This is a genomic window from Bacillus sp. R86525, assembly GCF_042466195.1.
Taxonomy (GTDB): domain Bacteria; phylum Bacillota; class Bacilli; order Bacillales; family Bacillaceae_G; genus Bacillus_A; species Bacillus_A nitratireducens.
The window spans coordinates 1,615,152-1,628,710 of the sequence record NZ_JAXHPX010000007.1 but is presented as its reverse complement, the minus strand read 5'-3'; the positions used below and the strand labels follow the sequence as shown (position 1 = coordinate 1,628,710).

Annotated in this window: 11 protein-coding genes; all 11 read right to left on the bottom strand. The window is 38.0% G+C overall.

Translation table 11 applies throughout. The features are described from left to right. Positions 1 to 27: 27 nt before the first annotated feature. Complete coding sequence (gene ffh, locus SJY24_RS11065) at positions 28 to 1,377, bottom strand: signal recognition particle protein (protein WP_377864646.1); 1,350 nt, start codon at positions 1,375 to 1,377, stop codon at positions 28 to 30. Between the two features lie 12 nt (positions 1,378 to 1,389). After that, positions 1,390 to 1,722, bottom strand: a complete 333-nt coding sequence (locus SJY24_RS11060; RefSeq protein WP_000891062.1) for a putative DNA-binding protein — start codon at positions 1,720 to 1,722, stop codon at positions 1,390 to 1,392. Positions 1,723 to 1,855: 133 nt separating this feature from the next. Beyond that, on the bottom strand, positions 1,856 to 2,845 hold the full coding sequence (gene ftsY, locus SJY24_RS11055) for a signal recognition particle-docking protein FtsY (protein ID WP_002173107.1): 990 nt from the start codon (positions 2,843 to 2,845) through the stop codon (positions 1,856 to 1,858). A gap of 14 nt (positions 2,846 to 2,859) precedes the next feature. Further along, on the bottom strand, positions 2,860 to 6,429 hold the full coding sequence (gene smc, locus SJY24_RS11050) for a chromosome segregation protein SMC (RefSeq protein WP_377864645.1): 3,570 nt from the start codon (positions 6,427 to 6,429) through the stop codon (positions 2,860 to 2,862). A gap of 148 nt (positions 6,430 to 6,577) precedes the next feature. After that, complete coding sequence (gene rncS / locus SJY24_RS11045; RefSeq protein ID WP_377864644.1) at positions 6,578 to 7,315, bottom strand: ribonuclease III; 738 nt, start codon at positions 7,313 to 7,315, stop codon at positions 6,578 to 6,580. A gap of 58 nt (positions 7,316 to 7,373) precedes the next feature. Continuing rightward, entirely contained in the window at positions 7,374 to 7,607 is a 234-nt protein-coding gene (acpP, locus tag SJY24_RS11040; protein ID WP_000786062.1) for an acyl carrier protein, read from the bottom strand. Positions 7,608 to 7,676: 69 nt separating this feature from the next. Then, positions 7,677 to 8,417 (bottom strand): 3-oxoacyl-[acyl-carrier-protein] reductase, encoded by a 741-nt coding sequence (fabG, locus tag SJY24_RS11035; RefSeq protein ID WP_377864643.1) that lies wholly within the window; start codon positions 8,415 to 8,417, stop codon positions 7,677 to 7,679. Further along, complete coding sequence (gene fabD, locus SJY24_RS11030) at positions 8,417 to 9,361, bottom strand: ACP S-malonyltransferase (protein WP_377864642.1); 945 nt, start codon at positions 9,359 to 9,361, stop codon at positions 8,417 to 8,419. The genes fabG and fabD overlap by 1 nt, the downstream gene beginning before the upstream one ends. 14 nt (positions 9,362 to 9,375) lie before the next feature. After that, positions 9,376 to 10,368: a phosphate acyltransferase PlsX gene (plsX, locus tag SJY24_RS11025; protein WP_000684105.1), complete on the bottom strand. Its 993-nt coding sequence runs from the start codon at positions 10,366 to 10,368 to the stop codon at positions 9,376 to 9,378. Continuing rightward, positions 10,365 to 10,958, bottom strand: coding sequence for a transcription factor FapR (fapR, locus tag SJY24_RS11020; protein ID WP_377864641.1), 594 nt, complete (start codon positions 10,956 to 10,958; stop codon positions 10,365 to 10,367). Before fapR ends, plsX begins: the two co-directional genes overlap by 4 nt. 88 nt (positions 10,959 to 11,046) lie before the next feature. Beyond that, positions 11,047 to 13,095: an ATP-dependent DNA helicase RecG gene (recG, locus tag SJY24_RS11015; RefSeq protein ID WP_071771507.1), complete on the bottom strand. Its 2,049-nt coding sequence runs from the start codon at positions 13,093 to 13,095 to the stop codon at positions 11,047 to 11,049. Positions 13,096 to 13,559: the final 464 nt, after the last annotated feature.

Sequence of the window (13,559 nt, the reverse complement as noted above, 5' to 3'; positions counted from 1 at the left end):
TTTCTTAACAGAGCCATCTTTTTTTCCTTACATGAATGGAAACTTCAATCCACCTAGTCCTTTTTTCTTACCTTTTTGCATTCCAGTCATCGTCTTCATCATTTTTTTCATATCATCAAATTGCTTGATTAGACGATTAATTTCTTGTACGGTTGTACCGCTACCTTTGGCAATGCGTTTTTTACGACTAGCATTGATTATTTCCGGTTGTTCTCGCTCTAATTTAGTCATAGAACGAATAATTGCCTCAATATGCCCAATTTGTTTTTCATCAACTTGTGCATTTTTCAGCCCTTTAATTTTATTTGCACCAGGAAGCATTCCTAACAATTCGTCAAGCGGTCCAAGTTGACGCACTTGTCCAAGTTGTTCTAGGAAATCGTCAAGCGTAAACGCAAGCGTACGCATTTTTTGCTCAAGTTCTTTTGCTTTCTCTTCATCAACTGTAGCCTGCGCTTTTTCAATTAATGTTAAGACGTCACCCATCCCTAAAATACGGGATGCCATACGTTCTGGATGGAACGCTTCAATCGCATCTAGCTTTTCACCCATACCAGCAAATTTAATCGGTGTGTTTGTTACAGCCTTAATAGATAATGCCGCACCACCGCGCGTGTCACCATCTAATTTCGTTAATACAACACCTGTTAAACCTAACTGCTCATGGAAACTTTGTGCTACATTTACCGCGTCTTGTCCTGTCATCGCATCGACAACAAGGAAAATTTCATCCGGTTTCGCAACTTCTTTAACTTTCGCTAATTCATCCATTAGTTCTTCATCAATATGCAGGCGACCCGCTGTATCAATTAAAACATAATCGTGATGATCTTCTTTTGCTTTTGCAATCGCTTGTTTCGCAATTTCAACTGGACTTACTTGATCTCCTAAAGAGAAAACAGGCATGTCCAATTGCTTCCCTAATGTTTCAAGCTGTTTAATCGCTGCTGGACGGTAAATATCTGCTGCAACAAGCATCGGTTTACGATTATACTTTTTACGAAGTAAATTCGCAAGCTTACCAGTTGTCGTTGTTTTACCAGCACCTTGCAGACCAACCATCATAATAACAGTCGGTGGCTTATTAGCAACAGCAATTTTGCTTTGCTCTCCGCCCATAAGTTCTGTAAGTTCTTCCTGTACGATTTTAATTACTTGTTGTCCAGGTGTCAAACTTTTCATTACATCTTGTCCGACAGCACGCTCAGACACACGCTTTATAAAATCTTTTACTACTTTAAAGTTAACATCTGCTTCTAAAAGAGCTAGACGAACTTCTCTCATCATTTCTTTCACATCGGCTTCAGAAACTTTTCCTTTGCCGCGGATTTTTTGCATTGTCTGTTGAAGTCGGTCGGCTAATCCTTCAAATGCCATATTGCCGCCCTCCTAATCTAATTTTTCGATAGCTTCAACAACTTGTTTCATTTCTTCATTCACATGCTCTTCTTCGCTGATTAGCTGTTTTAGCTTTGCAACAAGTCGCTGTCGCTCTTGAAACTTTTGAAGTAATACTAATTTTTCTTCATATTCTTCAAGCATCGCTTCAGTCCGTTTAATGTTATCATACACGGCTTGGCGGCTTACATCAAATTCTTCCGCAATTTCACCAAGAGATAAATCATCTAGATAATAAAGCGACATATAACTTCTTTGTTTTTGCGTTAACAACGATTGATAAAAATCAAATAAATAGTTCATTCTCGTTGTTTTTTCGAGCATGTTGGATCATCCTTTGTTAAGTGATTTCCCTTTACATGAATTAGTTTACATGGAGTATAAAAGAGTGTCAAGTTTTTTTCTTAACATCACATATTTTTTATAGAAAAAAAAGCGGAAATACCGCTTCTTTCACTTACACTTCTTCAGTTTCTACCAAGTTCGCGAATAAGCCATACACATATTGTTCTGGATCAAACTGCTGCAGATCATCCATTTGTTCTCCTAGTCCAACAAACTTCACCGGTACATCCATTTCGTTACGAATTGCTAATACGATACCACCTTTAGCAGTTCCGTCTAACTTCGTTAAAACAATACCCGTAACATTCGTTGCTTCACGGAATGTTTTCGCTTGACTTAAACCATTTTGTCCTGTTGTTGCATCAATAACAAGTAATACTTCATGAGGAGCTCCTGGTACTTCACGCTCAATTACACGCTTCACTTTCTCTAACTCTTTCATTAAGTTGACTTTGTTTTGCAGACGCCCTGCTGTATCACATAGCAATACATCCACTTTACGAGCCTTCGCTGCCTGTACAGCATCGTACATAACAGCCGCCGGGTCAGACCCTGATCCTTGTTTAATTACTTCTACACCAACACGATCGCCCCATACTTCTAATTGTTCAATCGCTCCAGCACGGAATGTATCTCCTGCCGCCAATAGGACAGACTTACCTTCCGATTTAAATTTATGCGCAAGCTTACCAATTGTCGTCGTTTTTCCTACACCATTAACACCCACAAATAAAACAACTGTTAATTGATTCTCTTGTATATTAACTTCATTACTAAAGTCGCTATCACCTTTGTAAATTCCCACTAACTTCTCAGAAATCACAGCCTGTACTTCTTTTGGATCTTGAATGTTACGACGTTGCACTTCTTCTTTCAACTGATCAATTAATTCCATTACTGTCGAGACTCCGACATCTGCACTAATTAAAATTTCTTCTAATTCCTCAAAGAAGTCTTCGTCTATTTTACGGTAACGATACACTAAATCATTTACTTTATCAGCAAATGAATTCCTTGTTTTTTCCAATCCTTGTTTAAACTTCTCTGTTACTGTATCCGTTTGTTTTGAAATTTTTTCTTTTAATTTTTTAAAAAAGCTCATACTTCCCATCCTTCCTATTTACTTGCTACAAGTTCTTCGCCATCACCTAAACGAACAGAAACAAGCTTAGATACCCCTGATTCTTGCATTGTTACACCGTACAATACATCGGACTCTTCCATTGTACCTTTTCGGTGTGTAATTACAATAAACTGCGTTTCATCACTAAATTTCTTTAAATACTGCGCAAAACGAGCAACATTAGCCTCATCAAGAGCCGCTTCTACTTCATCTAGCACACAGAATGGGACTGGACGTACTTTTAAAATACCAAATAAGAGCGCAATTGCCGTCAAAGCACGCTCTCCACCTGAAAGTAAACCTAAGTTTTGTAGTTTCTTCCCTGGCGGTTGCGCCACAATATCAATACCAGTATTTAATAAATCTTCTGGATTTGTCATTACTAAATCCGCTCTTCCGCCTCCGAATAATTCAGAGAATACAGATTGAAACTCCGTTCGAATTCCTTCGAATGTAGTAGAAAAGCGTTTTTTCATCTCTTCATCCATTTCCGTAATAAGTTGATGTAACGTCGATTTCGCTTCTTCCAGGTCATCTCTTTGCTCTAGTAAGAATGTGTGACGTTCTGCTACACGTTCGTATTCATCAATTGCCCCTAAGTTTACTGCGCCTAACTCTTCAATGGATAGTTTAATTAATTTCACCTTTTTACGCGCATCTTCTGCAGGCATCGTCATTGTATACTTCAGTTTTGCTGCTTCAAATGAAATAGTATATGTTTCACGTAAATGCTGCAATCTATTTTCCAACTCTACATCAAGTCGGTTAATTTTCACTTCTTGATCTTTCAACATCTCAAGAATATATTTATGTTTACCTATTGTTTCTTTCACACCGCGCTCTAAATGCTCCACTCTCTCTTGCAATGATACGCGTTGTTCACGACGCGAACGAATTAAATCCGAAGTTTGATTACGATCATACGCTTTCTTCTCTATCATATTCGTAATTTGGTCTTCGCCACTTGAATTAGACGTCATTTCTTGTTTTAAGAACGCTAAATCTTCTTTCGTTTTTACAAGCGTCGTATCAGTCTCTTCTTTTTCTTTCGTTAATCGTTCAACTTTTTCTTTTTGATTAGATAAACGTTGTTGTTGTTCAGCTGCTTGTACTTTCAGCTCAGTCATTTCCTTCTGAACTTTTTCTTTAGAAGAATGTTGCTCACTTTTTTGTTTCGTTAATGCGATGATTTTACCATCTAATTCCGAAATCTCCGCTTGAAGAGTTGCTAAAATCTTTTCTAACTCTCCTTTACGCCCTTGCATTTTCACCTGATCTTGTAAAAATCCTTCTATCTCTAAATCGTATATAGATAAACGATCGTTAATTCGATGTTCTTCTAATTCTAATCGATTAATTTCTCCTCTTAATTTCTGTTCATCTACACGCTCAGTTTCTACACCTTGGCGTAGTTCGCGTATTTGTACTTCTTTTTCTTGAATCTCTTGCTTTACTGCTTTAACAAAGTTTTCTAGCTTCGTTGTTTTTTCTTCCATATCAGCTAGCTTTTTAGTCCATTCTTCAAGTTCACGCTGGCGCCCTAATAAAGAAGATTTCGCCTGTTTTACAGCTCCACCAGTCATAGAACCACCAGGATTCACTACGTCACCTTCAAGCGTTACAATACGATAGCGATATTGTAATTGTTTCGCTAATTCATTTGCACCGCGTAAATCTTTCGCAACAACAACAGTACCTAATAGGCTTGAAACTACATTCTCATATTTATTGTTGTACTGCACAAGTTCTGCCGCCACACCGACAAACGCTGGATGTTGATTCACAATGCGTAATTGTTCAAATGATAACGATCTACTTTTAATAACAGCTTGAGGTAAAAACGTTGCACGACCATGTTTATTTTGCTTTAAAAATGTAATTGCATTACGAGCATGTTCTTCTGTTTGTACGACAATATGCTGCATTGCTGCACCTAGAGCAATTTCCATTGCAATTTCATATTCTTTCGGTACCGTTAGCAGTTCTGCAACAGCTCCCTCGATACCTTGTAATCTATTTTCTCTAGCCTTTAATACTTCACGTACCCCTTGATAGAAACCAGAATAGTCCTCTTGCATTTCTTCTAGCATTTCTTTTCGTGAACGCGCCTGTTGCACAAATTGATACGCTTGATACAATTTTGTTTCATTTTCACTATACTGAGACTTACATTTCCCAAGTGCCGTTTCTGTCTTCTGTATGTTAGAAATAATGCCAGCTACTTTCTCCTTCACTTGTTCATAACTTTCTACAAGTTTCGCCTTTTTCGCTGTAATTTCCATACGCATCTGTACATATTTTTCATTTTCTTCATCAAGGCGTTCATTTTTAGAATTTTGCTGTTTAGATTGCTCTTCAATCATAGATAATTCATTACGAAGACTTGCTTGTTGATTTAAAAGTTCGATATAATCACCTTTTAAATTCTCAATCTGTTCCTCTAGATTCACAGCAAAAGTTGCAAGTAGTTGCTCATTATCATGCAATTTCTTCTCCAACTCTTTTACTTGATTCACAAATTGCATTAACGCTTCGGTACTTGTTTCAATTTCGCCATCATAACTTTTAGCTTTCTCTACCAATTCAACAATTAGCTTTTCAAGCTGCGCACAATGTGTCGTCGCATTTTGCTTTCTTTCCTTTAACAACTCACGCTGCCCTTCTAGTTTTTCTAGTTCTTTACTAGAAAGAAGAAGAACTTCTTGTAAGGAGTTTACAGATTCATCAACCGCTTGTAATTGTCCACGTAATTCCTCAAGCTCTTCTTCACTTTTTTGTAAATTCGTCGACATCTTAACTTCTTCATCTTTATTATGCCCAAATTGATTTCGAAGCGCTTCCCACTTTTCATGTAATTCTTCAATTTCATGTACAATAAGCGCCGCTTCTACTTTTTCTAATTCTTCTTTTTTCTCAAGAAAATCTTTCGCTATAGAAGCTTGTCTTTCTAGTGGTTCTACTTGACTACTCAATTCATGTATAATATCTTGCACACGATTTAAGTTTTCTTGTGTTTCTGCTAATTTCCCTTCGGCTTTCTTTTTACGAAGTTTGTATTTCAGCACACCCGCAGCTTCCTCAAATACACCACGACGTTCTTCCGATTTACTACTTAAAATCTCTTCGACTTTCCCCTGGCTAATAATTGAAAAAGCTTCTCTTCCCATACCAGAGTCCATAAATAAATCAATAATATCTTTCAGTCTACAAGATTGTTTATTAATATAAAAATCACTATCACCCGAACGAGATACACGACGTGTTACACACACCTCGTTATATTCAATCGGTAATCGTTGGTCTTCATTATTTAAAGTTAATGTTACTTCAGCAATATTAACCGCTCTTCTCGTATCACTACCCGCAAAAATAATATCCTCCATTTTTGCACCGCGTAATGACTTTGCAGATTGTTCACCAAGTACCCAGCGAATCGCATCAGTAATATTACTTTTCCCGCTCCCGTTAGGTCCTACTACAGAAGTTACACCTGGAACAAAATCGACAGATACACGCTCAGCAAAAGATTTAAATCCTGCTATTTCTAATCTTTTTAAAAACACGAAAGGCCTTCCTCCTATTCTCCGTTGTTGTAAACATTGTCTGTACGAAAACAAGTTACTACACGGATTTCCCACTCCTTTTATTTAAAAACAAAAGGAAAGTTTCATTCTATGCATAAGGAATCCCCCTCATTCAAAGGGGGATTCCTCATGATTGTTCTTTTAATTTTTTCAATGCTTCTGCAGCAGCTTGTTGCTCTGCCTCTTTTTTTGACTTACCACTTCCAAGACCTAATGCCTCATTATTTAAAGTTACACGTGACACAAATTCTCGGTTATAGGCAGGTCCTTTTTCTTGCAAAATTTGATACTCAATATTGCCACTACCATCACGCTGAATCAATTCTTGCAATTGACTCTTATAATCCATCACATGAGAAAAAGCACCTTCATTAATTTTCGGATATACAACTTCTTTTAAGAATCCCCAAACTGTTTCAAGCCCTTGATCAAGATAAAGGGCACCAATAAACGCTTCAAAGACATCCGCTAATAAAGCTGGTCGTTCACGTCCACCCGTCATTTCCTCACCTTTCCCTAATAAAACAAGGCTACCAAATGACAATTCGTTTGCAAAACGAACAAGAGATGGCTCACATACAATAGCTGCACGTAGTTTTGTTAACTCTCCTTCGCTCATTGTCGGATATTTTTGAAACAGATACTGTGATACAGTGAGTTCCAATACAGCATCACCAAGAAATTCAAGACGCTCATTGTCCTCATGCGGTTTTTTTCGATGCTCATTCACATACGATGAATGCGTAAATGCTTGAATCAATAATTTTTCATCTGAAAACGTAATACCTATCTCTTCTTGAAATACTTTAAACGCTTCACGATATTTTGTTTCGTATTTTTTTTCTCTATGTTTTCGGTACGGCATAGGTCCCTCCAGATATAAGCCGAGAAGCCCCGCTAAAAAACGGGACTTCACTTAAGCATTATAGATGACTCTCTATGTAAGTCACAGCATCGCCAACAGTAGCAATCTTTTCAGCATCTTCATCAGAAATTTCCATTTCGAATTCATCTTCCAATTGCATTACAAGTTCTACTACATCTAGGGAGTCTGCGCCTAAATCTTCTTTAAAGCTCGCAGCTGGTACTACTTCAGTTTCTTCTACACCTAAACGATCAACGATGATTTTTGTTACACGCTCTAAAACATCTGCCATTCCATTCACCTCCCCTCAAATATTATATAAAATATTGTCCAAAAAAACTAGGTGAAATCGATTCTTTTATTACATTACCATTCCGCCATCAACATTTAACGTTTGTCCTGTAATATATTTGCTTTGATCAGAAGCAAAAAACGTTACAGTATTTGCGATATCTTGCGCTTCACCAAACTGAGCAGCAGGAATTAACTTTAACATTTCGGCTTTTATATGTTCATCTAATACATCCGTCATATCAGTCGCAATAAACCCTGGAGCAATTGCATTTACAGTAATATTTCGGCTCGCTAATTCTTTTGCTGATGTTTTTGTTAATCCAATTACACCAGCTTTAGCAGCAACATAGTTTGCTTGTCCCGGGTTTCCTGTTACTCCGACAACAGAAGCGATATTAATAATACGTCCATGACGTTGACGCATCATATAACGAGATACTGCCTTCGTACATAAGAAAACACCTTTTAAGTTTGTATTAATAACTGTATCCCATTCTTCTTCTTTCATACGCATTAATAAATTATCTTTTGTTACACCAGCGTTATTTACAAGAATATCTACTTGTCCAAACGTATCTACAGTTTGTTTCACCATATTCGTAACATCTTCAGCATTTGCAACATCTGCTCTTACTGCAATAGCATCTGAACCTAATTTCTTTATTTCATCGACTACTTCATTCGCCTTTTGCTCATTACCGGCATAATTTACTACCACATTTGCCCCTTGTTTTGCTAAATCAATCGCAATCGCACGACCAATTCCACGTGAAGCGCCAGTTACTAATGCTACTTTCCCTTTTAACATCAGTTTTCTCCTCTCAAATTTGAAATGGTATCTTTTAATGTCTCTTCGTCATATATCGCATATGCTTTCACAGAAGAGTCAATCGACTTCATAAGACCAGCAAGTACTTTTCCAGGGCCGATTTCAATAAATGTATCTACCCCTTGATTCACCATATACTCAATGGATGGATACCATAATACAGGCGAATAGAGCTGTTCAATCAGCTTTTCTTTAATATCTGTACCACGTGTAATAACGTCCGCTGTAACATTTGCAATAACAGGAATATTCGTGTCTTGAATTGTAATTTCATTTAAAACACTTTGGAACCTCTCAGCAGCTGGCTTCATAAGTGAGGAATGAAATGGTCCACTTACTTTAAGAGGAATTGCTCTTTTAGCACCATTTTCTTTCGCTCTTTGAGAAGCAAGTTCTACTCCTTGATTTGTTCCAGAAATAACAATTTGCTTCGTGCTATTCATATTAGCAATTTGCACCGCATATCCTTCACTTGTTACTTCTTCTGTAACTTGTTTCAGCATTTCCGGATCAGCACCTAAAATAGCTGCCATCGCACCTTCCCCACCCGGAACTGCTTCTTCCATATATTCCCCGCGTTTCCTTACAGCATATACAGCATCTTCAAAAGTTAATGCACCTGCTGCTACAAGAGCGCTATATTCACCTAAACTATGTCCCGCGACAAAATCTGGTGTAATATCATACTCCTTCAAAGCTGTTAAAATTGCAAAACTCGTCGTTAATAAAGCAGGTTGCGCATTTGTCGTTAATGTTAGTTTTTCCTGTGGCCCTTCAAAAATCACTTCTGAAAGTGAATCTTGCAGCACCTCATCCGCTTTTGCAAACACTTTCGCAACCTCGTTATTATTCTCCGCTAACTGTCTACCCATTCCAACTGCCTGTGAACCTTGGCCCGGAAAAAGAAATGCTAGTTTTCCCATTTCAAATCCTCCTCTTATTGAAGCGGCTCTTTCTCCATTACACTTGAAATTGTAGGAATTACTTCTTTCGCTACCATTTCTCTTGTTTGACGAATCGCACTAAATATCGATTGGTCATTTGAAGAACCGTGAGCCTTAATGACAGGAGCTTTTAACCCAAACAATGCCGCTCCTCCATACTCCGAATAATCCATTTTATCTTTTAATACCATAAGTTTTGGTTTTAATACCGCTGCTGCTAATTTGCTCGTAAACGAACTCATTAATTGCTCTTTTAACATAGAGAATAATGCAAGTGCTGTTCCTTCTAATGATTTTAGAGCTACGTTACCTGTAAAACCATCACATACAACAACATCTGCTACACCTTGCAATAAGTCTCTTGATTCAACGTTTCCAACAAAATTAATTGGTGCATCCTTGAGCATAGCAAAGACTTGTTTTGAAAGCTCGTTTCCTTTGCCATCCTCTGTTCCAACGTTTAAAAGTCCAACGCGAGGATTTTTAATTCCTCTTACCTTCTCTGCATAAACAGAGCCCATTACTGCATATTGATATAAATGAATTGGTTTTGCATCAACGTTTGCTCCAACATCTAACATCACAAAACCTTCTCCATCAACAGTTGGCATTGTAGGTGATAAAGCTGGTCGTTCAATTCCTTCCATACGACCAACAACAAACAATCCAGCTGCCATTAAAGCTCCTGTACTTCCTGCTGATATACAAGCATCCGCTACGCCGTTCTTTACTTGCTCTGCTGCTAGTACCATTGAAGCTTGTTTTTTTCGGCGAACCGCTCTTACTGGTTCATCTGTCGATTCGATTTTTTCGTCTGTATGAAGTATAGTAATCCGCTCTTCACTCGTTAAGTATTGACGAATTTCCTCTTCTTTCCCTACTAACGTAATATGTAAATCTGAGTATTCCTTAATAGCTTTCATTGCTCCTAGTACTACAGCCTTTGGAGCATGATCGCCTCCCATTGCATCTATTGCGATTTTCATAAGTTGTTACCTTCCTCACTATAATTACTAGATCGATACATTTCAAAAGTGCCTGTAAAAACAAGTTCTTCTCCAACATAGCTACGCACTTTGACAACCGTCCGTCCTTTATCATTCTCTACATCTTCAACACGTGCTTTTGCAACAACACGCTCTCCTAATTTTACAGGACGAATGTATCGAATGGTAGACTTTGCAGTTAAAGCTAATTCTTCATCAATAACTGCAACAGCTAGTGAGTTTGCTTGCGCAAACAAATGATGCCCACGAGCAATTTGATTTCTTTTAAATACATGTTCTACCTTTACTTCAAAGATAGAAATCGCATGTCTATCTAATTCTATATCGATAATTTCTCCGACAACCTCTTCTAACGGTAAAGATTTCACATCTTCTTCATGTTGTTTTGTAGCCACATGCTTAATTCGCTCTCTTAATTCAGGAATAGATAATTCCATACGATCAAGACGAACAGTTTGTATGCTCACTTGAAATTTTTCCGCTAAATCTTCATCTGTTATAAAAGGATTCGTTTCTATTGTTTGTTGTAATAATTCTTGTCTTTCTTTTTTACTTCTTCTTTTTTTCATACCGCACCATCCATTTTTATGACTAGGTACTAACAGTAGTATATAATCATTAAAAGTAGAATGCAACAAAAACTTTTGCAGACTACTCTTAGTCGAGCTTCTCTCCCTGGAACACACCTGTTCCATCAAGATAAGTACGCAACGAAGCATACTGATCATTGTGCCAAAACGCTTCTGAATCAACTAGTATCGCCGCATCTTGCCTCGCTGTTTCTAACGCTCGATAATCATGTACCATATCAGCAACCTTAAACTCTGGTAGACCACTTTGCTTACTTCCAAAGAAATCTCCAGGACCTCGTAACTCTAAATCTTTTTCTGACAATACAAATCCATCATTTGTTTCAGTCATAATGCGCATTCTTTCTTTTCCCGTTTCTGATTTCGGGTCCGCAATTAATAAACAATACGATTGTTCACTACCACGCCCAACGCGCCCCCTGAGCTGATGAAGCTGCGATAAACCGAAACGCTCCGCGTCATAAATAACCATAACAGTCGCATTCGGTACATTCACACCTACTTCAACAACTGTTGTCGATACAAGAATTTGCACTTTATTTTCACTAAACTGTCCCATTATCTCTTCTTTTTCTTGAGATGATAGTCTCCCATGCATTAATCCAACTTGGCATTTGCCTTGATAATGATGAGTCAGCATACTATGTAAGTCGATAGCATTTTGTACATCCAATTTCTCAGACTCTTCAATTAGAGGACAAATAACATATGCCTGTCTTCCTTTTTTTATCTCTTTCTCCACAAAACCGAGAACGCGATCTAACATATCATGTTTTGCCCAATACGTTTCGATCACCTTTCTACCAGCTGGCATTTCATCGATAATAGAAACGTCCATCTCTCCAAATGCAGTGATAGCTAACGTACGCGGGATTGGGGTCGCCGTCATAAACAACACATCTGGACTTTCACCTTTCTCACGTAAAACCCGGCGCTGCGCTACACCAAATCGATGCTGTTCATCAGTAATAACGAGACCTAACCTATGAAATATAACTTCATCTTGAATTAAAGCGTGCGTCCCAACAAGGATATCTACTTCCCCTTGCTCTAATCTCGCCAAAATTTCTCGTCGTCTCGCACCTTTAACAGAACTTGTTAGCAGTTCAACCTTCATACCGAAATGTGAAAACGTCTCAGCGAGCGACTGATAATGTTGTTCAGCTAAAATTTCCGTAGGAACCATCATAGCACCTTGATAATGAGCTAATTTCGCTCCATAAAGGGCAATCGCAGCAACAACTGTTTTCCCAGAGCCTACATCCCCTTGCAATAATCGATTCATGCGATAGGGAGATGTCATATCTTTCATTATTTCATCTACAACCCGGCTTTGTGCGCCAGTTAACGGAAACGGAAGTGCATCAGTAAACTCTTGCAATTCTACTGACGAAATTTCTTTTTTCGTGCCCTTTGAATTTTCCCTTTCCATTTTCCGCAATGTTTGCATTTTCAACTGGAACAAGAAAAACTCCTCATATACAAATCGGCGCCGCGCTTGCTTTAAGTCTTCCTGTCCCACTGGAAAATGTAACGCTCGAAGTGCTTCATAACGTGGTAATAATTTATACCTACTTAACAAACCGTCAGGTAACACTTCAATTATAGAGTCTCCATATTCCTTTAAAGCCTGGGCAATAAAACGGCGCATCTGCTTTACTGTCAACTTCCCTTTCACTGAATATACTGGCTCTACTTCTTGTTGACGCACAACCGGTCCAAAATGAAGTTCTGATACAGCGATCGTTTGACGATGCTGATCCCATTTACCAGTAATCGTTACCGTTTCATCTAGCTTTAACTTTTGTTTATAATATGGTCTATTAAAACATACGGCTGTAATTAAATAACGCCCGACAAGAACACGAACTGTAAGACGCGACTTTTTCTTTCCATAATATTGAAGTAAAGGAGCACTATGTACTTTCCCTTCAACCGTCACACGCTCATCATGCTTCACTTCAGCAAGATCTTTCATCGCATAGTCTTCATAACGGTACGGAAAATGTTCTAATAGATGAGAAACTGTATAAATCCCCATCTCGTGTAATAACTCAGATGTTTCTCCTCCGATTCCCTTTACATCCGTAACAGGAACTTGTACAACTTCATTCAAGATTCTCACGCTCCGTCACATTATTTTCTTCGATTCATTCTATTGATTCTCCATTAACATCATCGACATCCGTAATCGCTCTCTTTCACCCTATATATTCTATCATAGGCATTCTAAGAGAAACTACTCTAATCCCTCTATATAAAGTGAAACTATAATCAGTGGGGGTTTTGTTCATCCCCCACTGATTATTAGCCTTTACCAATCGGGCTTTTACAGGCAATTAATCTCCCCCTAACTTCTTTGCTCCAGCCGAATTTAGGAGTGGAAATTTTACTACCCACAAATAGCGGGACAAAACAAAGATATACAGCACGTAAGAAAAGAGCCTCACTATTAGCAGCAAGGCTCTTTTCTATCATCAATATGCTAGCCTTTTGAATAAAAACTAGTAATAAATTTCATATCACTACTTTTCATCCATTAGCAAGTAAGTAATCCATTTATTTTTAAAACGAATCTTT